The 16,978-nt window shown below is 62.9% G+C and carries 17 protein-coding genes; 10 read left to right on the forward strand and 7 right to left on the reverse strand.

The genetic code is table 11. The features are described from left to right. Positions 1–9: 9 nt before the first annotated feature. The 7 genes from AC3WWH_RS11220 (at position 10) to AC3WWH_RS11250 (ending at position 6,909) form a co-directional block, all read left to right on the forward strand. Positions 10–618: a nicotinate-nucleotide adenylyltransferase gene (locus AC3WWH_RS11220; RefSeq protein WP_082616199.1), complete on the forward strand. Its 609-nt coding sequence runs from the start codon at positions 10–12 to the stop codon at positions 616–618. A 102-nt stretch (positions 619–720) separates the two neighbouring features. After that, positions 721–1,152: a ribosome silencing factor gene (gene rsfS, locus AC3WWH_RS11225; protein ID WP_057254963.1), complete on the forward strand. Its 432-nt coding sequence runs from the start codon at positions 721–723 to the stop codon at positions 1,150–1,152. A 260-nt stretch (positions 1,153–1,412) separates the two neighbouring features. Further along, a complete protein-coding gene (rlmH, locus tag AC3WWH_RS11230; RefSeq protein WP_058321707.1) occupies positions 1,413–1,895 on the forward strand; it encodes a 23S rRNA (pseudouridine(1915)-N(3))-methyltransferase RlmH in 483 nt (160 codons plus the stop codon). A gap of 163 nt (positions 1,896–2,058) precedes the next feature. Beyond that, positions 2,059–3,456, forward strand: coding sequence for a murein hydrolase activator EnvC family protein (locus AC3WWH_RS11235; protein ID WP_058321706.1), 1,398 nt, complete (start codon positions 2,059–2,061; stop codon positions 3,454–3,456). Then, a complete protein-coding gene (locus AC3WWH_RS11240; RefSeq protein WP_057254961.1) occupies positions 3,446–4,768 on the forward strand; it encodes a S41 family peptidase in 1,323 nt (440 codons plus the stop codon). The genes AC3WWH_RS11235 and AC3WWH_RS11240 overlap by 11 nt, the downstream gene beginning before the upstream one ends. Positions 4,769–5,120: 352 nt before the next feature. Further along, complete coding sequence (locus tag AC3WWH_RS11245) at positions 5,121–6,329, forward strand: divergent polysaccharide deacetylase family protein (RefSeq protein WP_058321705.1); 1,209 nt, start codon at positions 5,121–5,123, stop codon at positions 6,327–6,329. 52 nt (positions 6,330–6,381) lie between these two features. Further along, positions 6,382–6,909 carry an RNA pyrophosphohydrolase gene (locus AC3WWH_RS11250; RefSeq protein WP_057254959.1) on the forward strand — a complete coding sequence of 176 codons (528 nt, stop codon included), beginning with the start codon at positions 6,382–6,384 and terminating at the stop codon, positions 6,907–6,909. 88 nt (positions 6,910–6,997) lie between these two features. On the opposite strand, the gene bfr is transcribed toward AC3WWH_RS11250, so the two are convergent. From bfr to AC3WWH_RS11275, 5 genes are all read right to left on the reverse strand, one after another. Next, positions 6,998–7,489: a bacterioferritin gene (gene bfr, locus AC3WWH_RS11255; RefSeq protein ID WP_034802698.1), complete on the reverse strand. Its 492-nt coding sequence runs from the start codon at positions 7,487–7,489 to the stop codon at positions 6,998–7,000. Beyond that, complete coding sequence (locus AC3WWH_RS11260) at positions 7,455–7,766, reverse strand: (2Fe-2S)-binding protein (protein WP_065374130.1); 312 nt, start codon at positions 7,764–7,766, stop codon at positions 7,455–7,457. The genes bfr and AC3WWH_RS11260 overlap by 35 nt, the downstream gene beginning before the upstream one ends. Positions 7,767–8,138: 372 nt before the next feature. Continuing rightward, positions 8,139–11,498 (reverse strand): error-prone DNA polymerase, encoded by a 3,360-nt coding sequence (locus AC3WWH_RS11265; protein ID WP_058321703.1) that lies wholly within the window; start codon positions 11,496–11,498, stop codon positions 8,139–8,141. Continuing rightward, on the reverse strand, positions 11,495–13,078 hold the full coding sequence (locus tag AC3WWH_RS11270; protein WP_492376988.1) for a Y-family DNA polymerase: 1,584 nt from the start codon (positions 13,076–13,078) through the stop codon (positions 11,495–11,497). Before AC3WWH_RS11270 ends, AC3WWH_RS11265 begins: the two co-directional genes overlap by 4 nt. Continuing rightward, the gene (locus AC3WWH_RS11275; RefSeq protein ID WP_058321701.1) at positions 12,963–13,916 is read right to left on the reverse strand and encodes an ImuA family protein; all 954 of its coding nucleotides are present in this window, start codon (positions 13,914–13,916) and stop codon (positions 12,963–12,965) included. Before AC3WWH_RS11275 ends, AC3WWH_RS11270 begins: the two co-directional genes overlap by 116 nt. Before the next feature lie 170 nt (positions 13,917–14,086). On the opposite strand from AC3WWH_RS11275, the gene AC3WWH_RS11280 reads away from it, so the two are divergent. Further along, entirely contained in the window at positions 14,087–14,521 is a 435-nt protein-coding gene (locus AC3WWH_RS11280) for a metallopeptidase family protein (RefSeq protein WP_057254954.1), read from the forward strand. Positions 14,522–14,743: 222 nt separating this feature from the next. Here the strand turns inward: AC3WWH_RS11280 and AC3WWH_RS11285 are convergent, their stop codons facing one another. Together AC3WWH_RS11285 and AC3WWH_RS11290 are read right to left on the reverse strand one after the other, a co-directional pair. Further along, complete coding sequence (locus tag AC3WWH_RS11285) at positions 14,744–14,950, reverse strand: DUF1737 domain-containing protein (protein WP_057254953.1); 207 nt, start codon at positions 14,948–14,950, stop codon at positions 14,744–14,746. Next, positions 14,947–15,852: an HpcH/HpaI aldolase/citrate lyase family protein gene (locus tag AC3WWH_RS11290; RefSeq protein WP_057254952.1), complete on the reverse strand. Its 906-nt coding sequence runs from the start codon at positions 15,850–15,852 to the stop codon at positions 14,947–14,949. The genes AC3WWH_RS11285 and AC3WWH_RS11290 overlap by 4 nt, the downstream gene beginning before the upstream one ends. Positions 15,853–15,977: 125 nt before the next feature. Here AC3WWH_RS11290 and AC3WWH_RS11295 point away from each other — a divergent pair, with 125 nt between their 5' ends. After that, entirely contained in the window at positions 15,978–16,232 is a 255-nt protein-coding gene (locus AC3WWH_RS11295; RefSeq protein ID WP_058321700.1) for a hypothetical protein, read from the forward strand. A gap of 188 nt (positions 16,233–16,420) precedes the next feature. Beyond that, positions 16,421–16,852 carry a VOC family protein gene (locus tag AC3WWH_RS11300; protein ID WP_057254950.1) on the forward strand — a complete coding sequence of 144 codons (432 nt, stop codon included), beginning with the start codon at positions 16,421–16,423 and terminating at the stop codon, positions 16,850–16,852. Positions 16,853–16,978 lie beyond the last annotated feature (126 nt).

Genomic DNA, 16,978 nt, shown 5'->3' on the forward strand with positions numbered 1-16,978 from the left:
GCGGGCAAGGTGAACGCCCGCTACCTGCGCATGCCCCATGTCGAGAGCGGCATGGTGGTCGGCCTCTTCGGCGGATCCTTCAATCCGCCGCACGAGGGCCATGTGCTGGTCGCCGACACGGCGATCCAGCGGTTGGGGCTCGACCAGCTCTGGTGGATGGTGACGCCCGGCAATCCGCTGAAAGACCACAACAACCTGGCGCCGCTCGCAGACCGCATCGCCATGAGCGAGAAGATCGCACCCAACCCGCGCATCAAGGTGACCGCCTTCGAACAGGCGCTCGGCCAAAGCTACACCGCTCGCACGCTGGAGACGGTGCGCGCCCGCAACCGCGATATCCACTTCGTCTGGATCATGGGCGCCGACAACCTGAAGAGCTTTCACCGCTGGCAGAACTGGCAGAAGATCGCCCGCACCTTCCCGATCGCCGTCATCGATCGGCCGGGCTCGACGCTCGCCTATCTCTCCTCGCGCATGGCCAGGACCTTCGACTATGCCCGCATCGACGAGGACGACGCCCGCCGTCTGGCCTATCACGCAGCCCCCGCCTGGACCTTCATCCATGGGCCTCGCTCATCGATGAGCTCGACCGCGCTTCGGGCGGTGAAGCCTACGTGAATTCCCATGATTCACTTCTCCTGTCTTGAAACCGCTACGGTTTGATGCCTACATTCACTAACGGTTCGATCTTTGTTCGAATCGATAGTGCCTGTTCTGTTCATGTGGAAAGGAAAGACCCTGACAACAGCACACGCCAAGGGATATGCGGTCTCCGCGTTCCCGCGCAGCACGGGATCTAGCGACGAAGCCGCTGTCCGTGCGCTTCAACTGGTCCTCGAAAGCCTAGAGGACTCGAAGGCAGAAGATATCGTCAGCATCAACATTGCCGGAAAATCGGCGCTGGGAGACTTCATGGTCGTTGTCTCCGGGCGATCGACGAGGCATGTGATGGCCATTGCCGATCACCTGACGACCGACCTGAAAGACGGGGGCTTTGGCAATGCCCGTGTCGAAGGTCTGGAAGGCGGTGACTGGGTGCTGATCGACACCGGCGATGTGATCGTTCACATCTTCCGGCCGGAGATCCGGGAGTTCTACAACATCGAGAGGATGTGGGCGGCTCCTGAGATCGAGGACGGCACCTTGCATTGAGACCGACCGGGTCGCCGCGCAGCTGAGTGCCGGACGAGCCGAGATGCGGTCATGCATGAATTTGAAGGGCTGGCGCCGCTCGCGGCGTTGTCAGCCGGAAGTTTGTTGCGACTGATCGTAACCTTTTGAGCTCGTTATCCGGACCAGGCGCGAACGACGCTGCAAGGCTCCATGGACGCGGCATAAGATTCTCCTTGAATCGATCCGATTTCAGGAACTATGCAGTGTGCGTTGCAGCGCAAGCGAGGACGGATAAGGTCATGCGTATCGGACTTTTCGCAGTCGGCCGCCTCAAGGCGGGGCCGGAAAAGGATCTCGCGGCCCGTTATCTCGATCGCTTTTCCAAGGCCGGTCCGGCGATCGGTCTGGAACTTTCCCGCGTCGTCGAAGTCAACGAAAGCCGTGCGTCGAATGCCGACACGCGCAAGCGGGAAGAAGCCTCCCAGCTTGAGAAGGCGCTTGCCGAAGGCAGCCTGCTCGTGCTTCTCGACGAACGTGGCAAGGCGCTCGATTCCGAAGGCTTCGCATCCCTCCTCGGTAACTTCCGCGACAGTGGCAAGCGTGACCTGATGATCGCGATCGGCGGCGCCGATGGCCTCGACCCGAGCCTTCACGCCCGCGCCGATGCGGTGCTCAACCTTGGAAAGATGACCTGGCCGCACCAGCTCGTGCGCATCCTGATCGCCGAGCAGCTTTACCGCGCCGTCACCATTCTCTCCGGCCACCCCTATCATCGGGTCTAGGCCAGGTGGGCCGTTTTCCGCGAGATCCTTCACCCGGCAACACGCACCGATAACGAGAATATGCTTGGTCGTGCGCGACAAATCAGATTAGGTTTTTTCTTCATATTTTCGGATGGACGCACGCAAACCGATGACGCGCCGAGGCAGGACCAGCGCTTTCAGCATGGGAAGAGACGACGCAGGGCGGCTTGCCCGTAAAGCGGCGGCCTTTGCGCTTGCGCTGGCGATCGGCCTGCCGGCGGGCGCCCAGGAGGTCACGCCGCCCGGCGCCTCGATGGCCGGCCAGGAACAGGGGCCGCCCGATCCTGCCGCCGACCTCACCCTTCGCCGCAACAGCACGCGCAGCGAACTCGACGCGCTTTCGAAGACCATCACGCTGTCGCAGGAACGCGCCAACGCGCTGACCGAGACCATCGCCGAGATCGACAAGACCAACGAGACGCTGCGCGCTGCGATCGTCGATTCCGCCAAGAAGCGCCAGGGCCTTGAGCAACAGATCGTCGACGGCGAAAAGAAACTGAGCGATCTGCGAACCAAGGAGGACGCCGTCCGAAAGTCCCTGCATTCGCGCCGCGGGGTACTTGCCGAAGTTCTCGCCGCGCTGCAGCGGATGGGACGCAACCCGCCGCCAGCGATCCTGGTGACGCCGGAGGATGCGCTGTCCTCGGTGCGAAGCGCCATTCTGCTCGGCGCCGTCGTACCCGGTCTTCGCAAGGAAACCGAAAACCTGGTGGCCGACCTCAAGGCATTGGCCGACATTCGCGCCGGCATCGACCGGCAGCGTGAAGAACTGACCGCGACGATGACGGCCAATGTCGAAGAAGAGCGCCGCATGTCCATGCTCGTCGCCGAAAAGGAGAAGCTGCGCCAGTCGAGCGCCAGCGAACTCGCCGCCGAGCAGCGCAAGGCGCAGGAACTTGCCAGCCAGGCCACCAATCTCCAGGGCCTGATCGGCTCGCTCGAAAGCCAGATCGCCTCTGTTCGAGAGGCCGCAGAAGCAGCCCGCGCCCAGGAGCAAGAGCGCCTGCGCATGAGCGAGGCCGAGCGCGAAGCGGCACGCGAGTTGGCCCGCAATGCCGTGCCCGACAAAAACCGCATTGCGCCAGCATACGTGTTTTCGGAGCTGAGGAATAAGCTTGCCTATCCGGCCGCGGGATCGCTTTTGCGAAAGTTCGGTGATGCCGATGGCACGGGGCACTCCCTGCAAGGGATCATGCTGGAAACCAATCCCGGCGCGCTGGTGACTGCGCCGTCAGATGGCTGGATCGTCTATGCAGGCAATTTCCGCAGTTATGGGCAGATGATCATTCTCAATCCTGGTGACGGCTACCATGTGGTGCTGTCGGGCATGGAGACGGTGAGCGTGCAGACCGGACAATTTGTCGTGGCGGGTGAACCGCTGGCGACGATGGGCGCAAAAAGAGTCGCAAGTGCTGCGGCCTTGGCGCTGGAAACGGACCGGCCGACGCTTTACATTGAATTCCGAAAAGACGGAAAACCGGTTGATTCCCGACCGTGGTGGACCGCAGCAGAGGTTGGAAAGGCGCGAAATGATACGTAGGGCTTCACTTGTTCTGGTCGGAGCGCTCATGGGCGCGACCGCGATGGGCGTGGTTTATTCGGCTGTCGTTCCGGCCGTCGCTGCCAACACCTCGACCTATCGCGAACTGGCAATTTTCGGCGACGTATTCGAACGCGTGCGCGCGCAATATGTGACGCCGCCGCAGGACGACAAGCTGATCGAGAACGCCATCAATGGCATGCTCTCCTCGCTTGATCCGCATTCGAGCTACATGAACTCGGCCGACGCCGAGGACATGCGCACCCAGACCCGCGGCGAATTCGGCGGTCTCGGCATCGAAGTCACGATGGAAGACGACCTCGTCAAGGTGACGAGCCCGATCGACGACACGCCTGCGGCACGCGCCGGTGTGCTTGCCGGCGACTTCATTTCGAAGATTGACGGTGCGGACGTTCGTGGCCTGAAGCTCGAAGACGCCGTTGAAAAGATGCGCGGCGCCGTCGGCACCCCGATCAAGCTGACGATCCTGCGTAAGGGCGCGGACAAGCCGATCGAACTGACGATCGTTCGCGACGTCATCGCCGTTCGCGCCGTCAAGGTTCGCACCGAAGGCGACGTCGGCTACCTGCGCGTCATCTCCTTCACCGAGAAGACCTATGACGACCTGAAGAAGGGCATCGAGAAGATCAAGGCGGAAGTGCCGGCCGACAAGCTCAAGGGCTATGTGCTCGACCTGCGCCTCAATCCGGGTGGCCTGCTCGACCAGGCGATCAACGTCTCCGACGCCTTCCTGGAGCGTGGCGAGGTCGTTTCGACCCGCGGCCGCAACCCGGACGAAACCCGCCGCTTCAACGCGACGCCGGGCGACCTGACCGATGGCAAGCCGGTGATCGTGCTCGTCAACGGCGGCTCGGCTTCCGCTTCGGAAATCGTCGCCGGCGCCCTGCAGGATCTGAAGCGCGCAACCGTTCTCGGCACGCGCTCCTTCGGCAAGGGTTCGGTCCAGACGATCATCCCGCTCGGCGAAGCCGGTGCGCTGCGTCTGACGACGGCGCTCTACTACACGCCGTCGGGCAAATCGATCCAGGGCACGGGCATCTCGCCCGACATCAAGGTCGAACAGCCGCTGCCGCCGGAACTGCTCGGCAAGGTCGAGGCTCAGGGCGAATCCGACCTGCGCGGTCACATCCAGGGTCAGAGCGAGACCGACGAAGGTTCTGGCTCGGTCGCCTATGTGCCGCCGGAAACGAAGGACGACCTGCAGCTCAACTACGCACTCGACCTGTTGCGTGGCAAGAAGACGGATCCGACCTTCCCGGCCAACCCGGAACAGGCGCAGCTCAAGAAGTAAGCCTGCAGGGTATGCAATTGAGAGCGCCGCGTGTTCGAAAGAACACGCGGCGCTCTGCATTTCAGCAAGGCGCATCCTCCGCCCAAGGCAGATGCACTGGTCAACGCGACACCGCTAAATTATAGGGGTACAGGCGCTGTCGCGGCCACTGATTCTCAGGCCACCGGCGCGCTAAGGGAAGAACAGGCGAAGCGTCTCAGCGCCGCCTCGCACTGCAGCGCCGCGCGTCCTGCTCGATGCGCAAAGGTCGCTGCAGCACTTTGAATTGCTGCGTGTTTTGTCCTTTGATCGACTATGATCATAGGCAGGCGTGCAGAAGCGGCAACATCGCACAGATCGACCGAGGCTCCGTTTGGGAACTGATCTCAATGCCCCCCTGGGCCAGAACCGGCGGGTAAAGCCAGCGGCGAAGCGCAATCCCCGACGTATGCTCGGGTTCTCTTTTCTCGGCCTCTGTATTGCGTCGGTGGTCGGACTGTCGCTGTGGGGCACCCTTGCGCCGGACGGGCTGAAGCGCGGTCAGACCGAAACAGCGGCGAGCGAGAGCGCCAAGGGCACCGACGAGAAACCAGCGAAGGCAGAAAATGGCCAATCGGGCGCGGGCGGAACGATGAAGCCGGGGACCGCCTATTCCGGCGCCGACGTCGAACATACGCTCACCGATGACGGTTCCACCGTTACCACGTTTTCGCCGCGCGGCCGCGACGGCAAGGGCCCTGCCCTCATCAATGTCGGTCCGATCCGCGGCCAAGATCCGCGCATGGCGGCCATGCCCAATGACGATCTCCTGGAAGAGAGCCCCGCCGGGCGCCTGCCGATCACCGGTCCGGACGGGCTGCGCCCCATGGATCAATATGCGCGGCCCTGGTCCGGCGCGCGCGGCACCCGCATCGCGCTGGTCGTCGGCGGTCTCGGCCTCAGCCAGACCGGAACGCAGAAGGCGATCCGCGACCTGCCGGGCGAAGTGACGCTGGGCTTTGCTACCGCCGGAAACAGCCTGCAGCGCTGGATGCAGGAGGCACGCCGAAGCGGCCATGAGATCCTGCTGCAGCTGCCGATGGAGCCGTTCGACTATCCGGCCAATGATCCCGGCCCCAACGCCTTGCGCATCGGTCTCGGCGCCAAGAAGAACCTTGCGGAGCTGCATCAGAACCTCGCCGAGATCACCAATTATACCGGCATCATGAATTATCTCGGCGGCCGCTTCCTGTCGGATGCCGATGCGCTGGAGCCGGTCATGCGCGATCTCGGCAAGCGCGGCCTGTTGTTCCTCGACGACGGTACCTCGGCGCAATCGCTCTCGGGCAAGCTCGCCGATGCCTTCGATGTGCCGCATGGCTTTGCCGACCTGACACTCGACACCGAGCTCAGCCGCAGCGCGATCCTGAAGAAGCTCGACGAGCTCGAGCGCATTGCGCGCCGCAATGGCACCGCCATCGGTGTCGCCTCCGCCTTCGACGAAAGCGTCGGCGCGATTGCCTCCTGGATCGGCGAAGCACAGGGGCGCGGCATCGAGATCGTCGGCGTTTCCGCGCTCGTCAAGGATCCGCAACAGAACTAGCTTACAGCCATCCCGACAGGATGATTTGACGATTGGAAAGAAGAGGCAACCGATGAGCAAAGACAAGGACAAACAACTCAGAGCGGAGGACCTTCCCTATCGTCCTTGCGTAGGGGTCATGGTGCTGAACCGCGCGGGTCTCGTCTGGGCTGGACATCGCATCGCCGTCGGCAATTCCGAATATGATGGCTCGCCGCAGCAATGGCAGATGCCGCAGGGTGGCATCGACAAGGGTGAGGATCCGCTGAAGGCCGCCTATCGCGAACTCTACGAAGAAACCGGCATGAGCACGGTGTCGCTGCTCGCGGAAGCGCCGGGCTGGATCAACTACGATCTGCCCGAGCACCTGATCGGCATCGGTCTCAAGGGCAAGTATCGCGGCCAGACACAACGCTGGTATGCCTTCCGCTTCGAGGGCGAGGAGAACGAAATCGCCATCAACCCGCCGCCGGGCGGGCATGAGCCGGAGTTCGACGCCTGGGAGTGGAAACCGATGCGCGAACTGCCGGAACTGATCGTGCCGTTCAAGCGCAAGGTCTACGAGGAGGTCGTCACGGCCTTCGCGCATCTCGCGCCGTAAGGCGTGTGGCGCAAAAGTGCGCAGCACTTCTCACTGACAAAAAAAGCCGGCGAGATCGCCGGCCTTTCTTTCAAATATTGCGCCGAACTCAGTCGGCTTCGGCCTCGTTGGCCGGGGCAGCGTTGAGCTGGCCGTATTTCTCTTCGCCGATCTTGTCGAGCAGCTCGAGCTGGGTTTCCAGGAAGTCGATGTGGCCCTCTTCGTCGGCGAGCAGTTCTTCGAAGAGCTTCATGGAGACATAGTCTCCGGCGGCATGACAGATGTCGCGTGATTTCTTGTAGGCGGTGCGGGCGTCGTATTCGCCGGCGAGGTCGGCCTTCAGCACTTCCTTGACGTTCTGGCCGATGCGCAACGGCGCAACCGTCTGCAGGTTGGGGTGACCTTCAAGGAAGATGATGCGCGCAACGAGCTTGTCGGCATGCTGCATCTCCTCGATGGATTCGGCGCGCTCCTTCTTGGCGAGAAGCGTGTAACCCCAGTCTTCGAGGAGGCGGTAATGCAGCCAATACTGGTTGACGGCACCGAGTTCGAGATAGAGCGCTTCGTTAAGCTGCTCGATGACTTTTTTGTCGCCTTTCAAGATCCGCCCTCCGATTATCCTCATGGAATTGTTTGAGGCGGGTCATGAAATCAAATATCTCAGCGTCCGTCGAGTCGCGGTGCGCGTGATATTGCTCGGTGGTGCGGATGATGATGTCGACGACATTGGGGAAGCAACCGCAGCAACGGCCGCGCTTTTCCATCGCGTGATAGACTTTTGCCGGCACGATCAGCTGCCAACAGTCCTCGTCGAGGAGGCCGACGATCGTGTCCTCGATCTCTTTTTCCGTGATGAAATTGCAGCTGCAAACCAGCATGTCGTCTCGCCTGTCGTACGCAACGCCCTGTATCAGCGCATAAAGCAAAACAGGACATTTAGTGTCAACTAAAAACTCCGCGAGCGGAAGTTGCAGGTCGATTAGAACGACTCTAAACTTGACAAAAAACTTCGTCTTTTCAGAATTTTAGAGAAACATGAACGACTATTCTTGTAAACCAGAGGTCGATCATGCCGCGCGTTTCCTGCGACATTTTTACACACCGCAGGCGCTACCCTACTATGAAGAGCCCGACTGTGGCCTCCACACATGATGATCCGGACCGTTCCGGACCTCGGTAAGATGATCTGCTTCTTTCCACGAAAACCCCACCCGGCTGCCCGTTGAAGCAGCGCGGGTCGGACCCTGCCTTCAATGGAAATTGCGCCCCTTCGGCATTACGTCCGCCACCTCGGCCGTCGTCTGTTCCGGGCTGCCACCGGAACGCCGCACCGTGGCCAGGCGCAGATCGCCCTGCACCTTCCTCTCGCGCGCATCGCCGGTCGGCCTCAGCGCTTCATCGGCACGGTCGCTTGCGCCGAACCGCCGCGTCTCTGTGCGCAACAGTCCCAGCATCGGCGTGATGTCTTCGATGTGTTCGGCAACCACATGGATGACGCTGCTTTCGCGCTGCAGCCGGCCGCGGATCTTGACCAGCCGCGCGCCCATGACCACCGACCGATAGGTCGCAAACACCTTCGGCCAGACGATCGCATTGGCAACGCCGGTTTCGTCCTCGATCGTCATGAAGATCACCCCCTTGGCGGAGCCCGGACGCTGGCGAACGAGCACCAACCCGGCGACCGTTATCCGCCGCCCGACCGGGGCGGTCGCAAGCGTGCGGCTGGTGACGATGCCCTTCTCGGAAAGCGCCTCTCGCAGGAAGGAGACCGGATGCGCCTTGAGCGAGAAGGAGAGATAACGATAGTCGTTGATCACCTGCTCGCCCGGCAGCATCTCCGGCAGGATCATGGCTGGCTCCGGCCGCAATTCCTCCCTCGCTGCGCCTTCGAAGAGCGGCAGCCTTTCGGCAGCACTCTTTTCGTCCAGCGCCTTTACCGCCCAGAGCGCCTTGCGGCGATCGAGCCCGATCGAACGGAAAGCGTCCGCATCGGCGAGCCTTTCGAGCGCGGAGCGGGAGAGACCCGAGCGCAGCCAGAGGTCACGGACCGTCCCGTAACCGGTACCCCGGTTGGCGACGAGTTTCTTCTCGATCTCTTCTTGGTTCAGCCCTTTGATAGAATTGAGGCCGAGGCGCATCGCCTTGTCAGTCTTGATCACGTCCTCCATTTCGCGATGACGCGGCTCGATGGCACCCTTATCGAGGCCGCCGTCTTCGAGATCGGCATCCCAGACCGAATGGTTGATGTCGACGGGCCGCACCCGGACCCCATGCTCGCGCGCGTCGCGCACCAGTTGCCCGGGCGCGTAAAAGCCCATCGGCTGCGAGTTCAGAAGCGCGGCACAGAAGACATCCGGGTAATAGGTCTTCAGCCAGGAGGAGACATAGACCAAGAGCGCAAAGGACGCGGCATGACTCTCGGGAAAGCCATATTCGCCGAAACCTTCGATCTGCTTGAAACAACGCTCGGCAAAGTCCCTGTCATAGTTATTCTTGACCATGCCTTCGATCATCTTCTCGTGGAAGGTATGGATCGTGCCGGTGCGCTTGAAGGTCGCCATGGCACGCCGTAGCCGATCAGCCTCGCTGGGCGAGAACCCGGCGGCAGTAATGGCGATCTGCATCGCCTGCTCCTGGAAGAGCGGTACGCCGAGCGTTCGCTCCAGGACCACCTTTAGTTCGGGGCTCGGATATTCGATGGGTATCCTGAGATCTCGCTGCTCCCGCCGTTTCAGATAGGGATGCACCATGTTGCCCTGGATCGGCCCTGGCCGGACGATCGCCACCTCGATGACGAGGTCGTAGAAGATGCGCGGCTTCAGCCTTGGCAGCATGCTCATCTGCGCCCGGCTCTCGATCTGGAAGACGCCGATCGTATCGGCGCGGCAGATCATGTCGTAAACGTCCTTCTGGTCATCCTTGAAGAGCTGATGCAGGGTTTTCCGCTCGCCGTAATGCCGGTCGAGCAGCTCGAAGGCCCGGGCGATGCAGGTGAGCATGCCGAGCGCCAGCACGTCGATCTTCAGGATCTTCAGCGTGTCGAGATCGTCCTTGTCCCACTCGATCATGTAGCGGTCTGGCATCGCCGTGTTCATGATCGGCACGACCTCGTCGAGCCGGTCGCGGGTGATGACGAAACCGCCGACATGTTGGGAGAGGTGGCGCGGGAAGCTCATCAGCTCCGTGGCATAATCGAGCACCCGGACAGTCGTCGGGTCCTTCGTATCGAGACCGGCAGCCTGCGCCTCGCGCTCGGAAAGATCGGCCACCGACCAGCCCCAGACCGAGCCGGCGAGCGCCGATTGCACGTCCTCGGAAAAGCCGAAGGCCTTGGCGGTCTCGCGGCCGGCCGAGCGCGCCCGGTAGCTGATGACGGCCGCCGTCAGCCCCGCATGCTCCCTGCCGTAGGTGCGGTAGATATGCTGGATCACCTCTTCCCGCTTCTCGTGCTCGAAATCGACGTCGATATCCGGCGGCTCGTCCCGCTCGGTCGAGAGGAAGCGATCGAAGAGCAGGGTGGTCGAAAGCGGGTCGACCTCGGTAATGCGCAGGCAATAGCAGACGGTGGAGTTCGCCGCCGAACCGCGCCCCTGGCAGAGGATTTTGGCGCCGCGCGCAAACTGCATGATATTGCGCACCGTCAGGAAGTAGGGCTCGTAGCGCTTGCTGGCGATCAACTCGAGCTCGTATTCGATCTGCTTGGAAACCTTCTGCGAAATGCCGTCGGGATAGCGCTCGTGTGCGCCTTGCATCGTCAGCCGCCTAAGGGTCTGCGTCGGCGTCTCGCCCGGAATGCTTTCATCCGGATACTGATATTCGAGATCCGACAGCGAGAACTTCAGCCTCCCGAAGAAATGCCCGGTATTGGCGATCGCTTCCGGATAGTCGCGGAAGATGCGCGCCATTTCGGCGGGCGTCTTCAGATGCCGCTCGGCATTGGCATGCAACCGGTAGCCTGCGGTGGCGATCGTCACATGCTCGCGGATGGCGGTGACGACATCGGCAAGCGGCCGTCGCGCGGCGACATGAAACAGCGGACTGTTGGTGGCGACGAGCTTGATCGCGGCATGGCGGGCAATGGTCGCAAGTCCGGCGAAGGCAAGCTGGTCGAAGCCGTCATAGCGCGGCACCAGCGCCAGATAGAGCCGGTCGGCAAAATGCGGCTTCAGGCGCTTGAGAAAGTCGGCAAGCAAGGTTGCTTCCGGCGCGCCGATGACAGGATCCGGCAGCACGACGAGCAACAGGTCCTCGCCCCACTCGACGAGATCGGCTTCATAGAGCGTGCAGGTGCCCTTCTTGGCGCGCAGGTTTCCAGCACTCAGCATCCGGCAGAGATTGCCCCAGCCGTGGCGATTGCAGGGATAGGCGAGCACGTCGGGCAGGTCCTCCGCAAAGGAGAGCCGCGCGCCGGGCTGGAAGGCGTATTTTTCCACCTTGGCCTGCGCATGGGCGCGCACCACACCGGCAACCGTGTTGCGGTCGGCAATACCAAGGCCGCCAATGTTAAGACGGCTCGCCGCAACCACCATCTCGCCCGGATGGGACGCGCCTTCGAGGAAGGAGAAATTCGACCAGGCGCCGATCTCGAAATAGGGGACAGCGTCGCTCATGCGAAGACTCCATGCATGAACCAGCGCGGCGGGGCGCTCGCACCATAATGACCCTCGCGAAACAGCCAGAACCGCCGGCCGCGCTCGTCTTCCACCCGGAAATAATCGCGCTCCATCGCCGGCTCGCCGTCGAGCCACCATTCGCCGGCGATCCGCTCCGGCCCTTCGGCCCGTGCGATGCGGTGCAGCGTGCGCCGCCAGCGGAAGCTTCTCGGCGGCCCCTCCGGCACCTCGGCCACCGCCTCTACCGGTTCGGGGCTTGGAAAGAGCCGCTGCGGCCGAGCCGCCGCGGCAAGCAGGGTCGCGGGAATGTTTTGCGCAGGCGCCTCGGCCTTGCCCATGAGCCCCAGATCCGTGAGTGGGCGGAAGCTTGCCGCCCGCTCCGGCACGTGGCTTTCCGAAAGAGCCGGCACCAGCAGGCTCTCCGCCCCGAACCTTGCCATCACCCGGTCGGCGAAAGCCGCAAGCGGGCGCTCGCGGTCCGGCGTGCCGGAGAAATCCTCCTGCATCACCTCGTATTTTTCGCTCTTCGGCACCGAGAGCCTGAGGATTTCGAAGCCGAAGCCGGCATCGAGATCCTCGTGCACCGCCTGCAGCCGTTCGCGGAAGAGACCGGCGACGCGCCGCGGCTCGTTGAGCGGCGAGGACGTGCCGGCGGCGATGCGGAAGACCGCGCCATCGACGCGGAAAAGCAGAAGCTCGAACAGACGCCCGCCCTGCCCACGCTTTTCCAGTTCCGGTTTCAGCCGCATCGCCAGCTCTTCCGTCAAGCCGAGAATATCGTCTTCGCCCTGGACCGGTTCGCCGAGACGGCGCTCCACTGAGAGGGCAGCAACGGGCAGCCGCGGCGACAGTGGCTCATCCTCCCGCCCGAGCGCCTGATCGAGGCGCAGAAGCAGGGTCGCGCCGAACCGGCGGGCAAGCGGCGCGCGCGGCGCCTCGATGATGTCGCCGATCTGCTTGAGCCCGACCCGGCCAAGCGTTTCGATCGTTTCCCGCGGCAGCCGGAGCGCCGCCATCGGCAACGGCGCCAGCACCCGCGCCGCCTCGTCCGGGGCGAGAATGCCGTCGGAGCCGAAGCGCGCCACCGCCCAGGAGAGCCCGGCGGACGAGGAGATCGCCGCCCGGGCCTCGACCCCCAGATGGAAGAGGCGGGCAAGCAGATCGTCGAGCAGCGCCTTTTCCCCACCGAGAAGATGGGCGCAGCCGGTGATGTCGAGAAAGAGGCCGCTGTCGCCATCAAGCGCGACGAGCGGCGTATAGCGGCAACACCAATCCGCAAGCCCTTCGAGCAGGGCCCGATCGGCGGCGGGATCGGCCGGCAGCACGTCGATCTCGGGACACATGGCCCGGGCTTCGGCAACACCCTGGCCGATGTGAAAACCCGCTTTTTCGGCGTAACCGTCGAGCGCGACGAGGCGCATCGCACTCTTCACCTTGTCGGCAAAGACGACGGGCGGATGCTCAGGACGCCCGCGGGAAAGCCACGAGTTCCCCCAGCGCTTGCGCGCGACCCGATCGGCCGGGAGATGCGGAAAGGCGAGCGACAGAATGCGCTGGTTCTGGATCTGCCGCAGCAGCGGCTGGTAGGGGCTCGATGGGGTAAAGGCGGCGGTCATGGGGGTTCCACTCCAGCAGGAAGCCGAGCGGCGCAGGAGCCCTGCTCTTCTCGGCGATGACATGAAAGACGGGATGGCCGATGCTGCCGCGAAGCATCGATCCATCCGGTAGGGGACGCTCGCGCGCCGGCGCCGGCTCGACGAGGAAGCGGAAGAAGGCGCTGCTGGCCTCCTCGTGTCCGGACTGGCGCAGGAGCAGAAGGGGAACATGGCCCGCGCGTGAGCGAACATGCAGGCGCCGGCTCTCGCTGAGCGCAAGAGCTGCGGGATTGCCGCGAATTTCCAGGATGACGGCACAGAAGCTTGGAACGGAAAGCGCCGCCTCGGCGATCCAGAGCGCGTCCTTCACCGTGCGCGGCAGGCTGAAGACGAGGCCGCGGATATCGAGCCCATAGGCCTTGAGACCCAACCCATAGGGCAGGCCCGCCTCGTTGGAAGCCATCGACTGGCTGATCCAGAGAACGGGGGCTGCCGGCTCGCCTTTTTCCAGGCGCGCCTGCTGGCAGAGCACACTGAGCGCTGCGGCAAAACCGGCGGCAGCGCCGGCATCGCGCGTCTCGGCATTGCGGATTTCCGTCATGCCTTCGAGCGGTAGGCCGCCTTCGAGAAGCGTGTCCAGATCCGTAACGCCAAGCGCAAGCGCCCGACGGCCAGGCTCATCTTCCTCGCGCTGACGGAAGCCGCCGGGATCGGCCGCCTTGGCGGCGCGCACGACGCCCGGAAGCCGACGGTTTTCGATCCTGGCTATGGTCTCTCGGAGCGAAAGTACCGTCTCCCGCTCCACGGCTTTGTCGGCCATGACGGTCAACTCCCATCATAAATGTTCATGTTATGTTCTATTAGATTCCAGAGCTTCCTAAATGAGTCAACAGCCAATTCTAAGAATTTATTCCTGTCCCCATGCCCGCGGAATTCAACACTCGAAAAACACTGGCAAAATCGCTATATGGAGGGCAACAAGGAGTGCCTATGGCCCGCATTGACCAGACCGATGATTGGCGGGAACGCCACGCACCGACGCTTACCACTTTTGAACAGCTCGCACTGGAAGCCTACGGCCACCTGCCGCAGGAATTCCGCCAGCTGACGACCGACCTCATCATCGAAGTTGCCGACTTCCCGAGCGACGACATTTTCGAGGACATGGCACTGGAAACGCCTTTCGATCTGCTGGGCCTTTTCGAGGGCCGTGGCATCAGCGAGCGCTTCACCATGGAAACCGGCCAGTTTCCAAACCGCATCACCCTCTATCGCCGCCCGATCATCGACTATTGGGCTGAGAACGAGGAGACGCTGGGTGACATCATCACCCATGTCCTGATCCATGAGATCGGCCATCACTTCGGCCTTTCCGACGACGACATGGAGCGGATCGAAGCCAGCGTCGAGCACGTCGGCGGCTAACCCGTTTTATCTGCCCCTCATCCGCCTGCCGGCACCTTCTCCCCGCAAGCGGGGCGAAGGAGACTCGCGGTACCGTTCGCATCCCAATCGGAGCACGGGTTAACCGATACCAGAAAACAGGCCTCACACGCCGATTGCGAGCATCAACCGCGTCCCCTCGCCCCGCCTGCGGGGAGAGGGTTAGGGTGAGGGGCAAACTTGCACGACGGCAAACAGCCTCGACTACTGTTCCGACAGCTTGATATCCGGGGTGTAATCCTTGCCCTCGACCTCCTTGAACACCGCCTGGCCGCACTGCATGTGCTGCGTATCGGCATTGAAGGCATAGGTGGGCGAGCCGTGCAGGCTCCAGCCCTGGTTCAGCGCTGCCGTCACCTTGTGACAGAAGGAAGCGTCGTCGGGACCGGTCAGGAAGCGATAGAGTTTCAAGATCTTGTCTTTCGTTTTTCGATGAGATCCGCCTTGGCGGCGAGCATCACGGCCTGATCGAGGTGCAGCCGCTCGACCATCCGTCCGTTGAGATTGATGACGCCCTTGCCGGCGTTTTCCGAGAGCGCAAAGGCAGCGATGATCGCGCGCGCCTCGTCGACGGCGATCTGCTCGACGCCGAAACGTTCGTTCGCCGGGCCGATCTGGGCCGGGTGGATCAGCATCTTGCCGTCATAGCCCATGTCGCGGCCCTGCCGGCATTCCTCGTCGAATCCATCAGCGTCGCGAAAATCGTTGAACACGGCGTCGATGACGTCGAGCCCGCCGCCGCGCGCCGCCAGCAGGATCTGCATCAGCCAGGGGATCAGATAGGGACGGCCGGGGCGATCCGGAACGCCGGTGTCCTTGCGCAGGTCGTTGAGACCAACGACGAAACAATCGAGCCGGCCGCCGAAGGTGCGGCCGGTCTCGGCGATAAGAGGCGCGTTGATGACACCGCGCGGCGTCTCGATCATCGCCCAGAGACGCAGCGTCTCCGGCGCATCGTTTTCGGCCAGCCAGTCGGCCGCCGCCTGGATATCCGCCGGGCTTTCGACCTTCGGCAGAAGAATGGCGTCGGGCTTCGCCGCAAGCACCGCGGCGAGATCGTCCTGGCCAAAGCCGGAACCGAGCGCATTGATGCGGATGACGATCTCACAATCCGGCCGGTTCGTCGTCAGATGCCGAACCAGCGCCTCGCGTGCTTCCATCTTGCGCTCAGGCGCAACCGCATCCTCGAGATCGAAGATCGCGGCATCGGTCGCGAGTTCAGCGACCTTGGCAAGCGCGCGGGCATTGTCGGCCGGCACCGATAGCACCGAGCGACGCAGGCGCACCGGGTGATGTTCGATCGATTTGCTCATGTTTCAGTTGTGCCCGCCTTTGCCTCGTTCCGCAAGACGAGGCGAACCGCCGCACCCCTTTCGCAAAGCCGCCTCTTGCAAGTGCGGGGAGGAGCCCCCACATCGCCATCAGAAAGGTGACGATTATGCAAAGCATTCGCTCTGTTCTCTTCACGGCCGCAGCCCTGACCATCACGTTTGCGGCCTTCGTTCTGACCGCCTCGCTGGCGCTGGCACTGGCCGGCATCGCCGCCGTCGTCGTGATCGGCAGCGCGATTGCCGCCCGGCTGAACCTCAGGCCGGCCCGCGCCACCGCCCGTCCGGCCGCCGCCGCTGCCGCCCACAGCCAGCGCGAGATGCGCATCTGGAACGACGGTCGCGGCACGATCATCGACCTCTGATCCCGGCGATCGTAGTGATCCGCAATCGGGCCGATCCGTAATCGGCTCGAAGCCTTTTGCTGTTTCTCGAGAGCTGCCATTCAGCCGGCTGCGAAATTTTTCCATCCCCGTGTCGGATCGATCGCTCCATGTCCGTCCTTGAGGCAGGCCAGCACGGTCCTGGCTCTTCGAACAGGATGGAGAACGACATGGACACTGAGACGCAGCAAACCGAAACGAAGCAGCCGGCACCGGTCCTGAACGGGCTTCTGCCCTATCTTCAGGTCGATGGCGCCGCCAAGGCATCCGAATTCTACCAGCGCGCCTTCGGCGCCAAGGAGGTCAACCGGCATCCGCTCGACGAGCAGGGCCGGACGATGCACATCCATCTCTACGTCAACGGCAGCTCGCTGATGCTGGCGGATGCCTATCCGGAATATGGCCATCCGCTGGAAAAGCCGCAGGCCTTTACCTTGACGCTCACCGTCGAGGACATCGATGCCTGGTGGGACCGCGCCGTTGCCGCCGGCGCCGAGGTGGTGATGCCGATCGAGGTGATGTTCTGGGGCGACCGCTACGGCCAGCTCCGCGATCCCTTCGGCGTTCTCTGGGCCATGAACAGCCCGGTGAAGGCAGGCTGAGGCTTCCCGACAATCGAAATCCGGGCGAAGCTTTCACCGGGCGGGCATTTTCACCCGCCCGGCGAAGCGTGTTTGGATAGATTTTCCTTCATTTCGGCGCAAAACTCATCTAAACGCTAGCGCAAC

The organism is Ensifer sp. EB106-03-01-XG145, assembly GCF_058792075.1.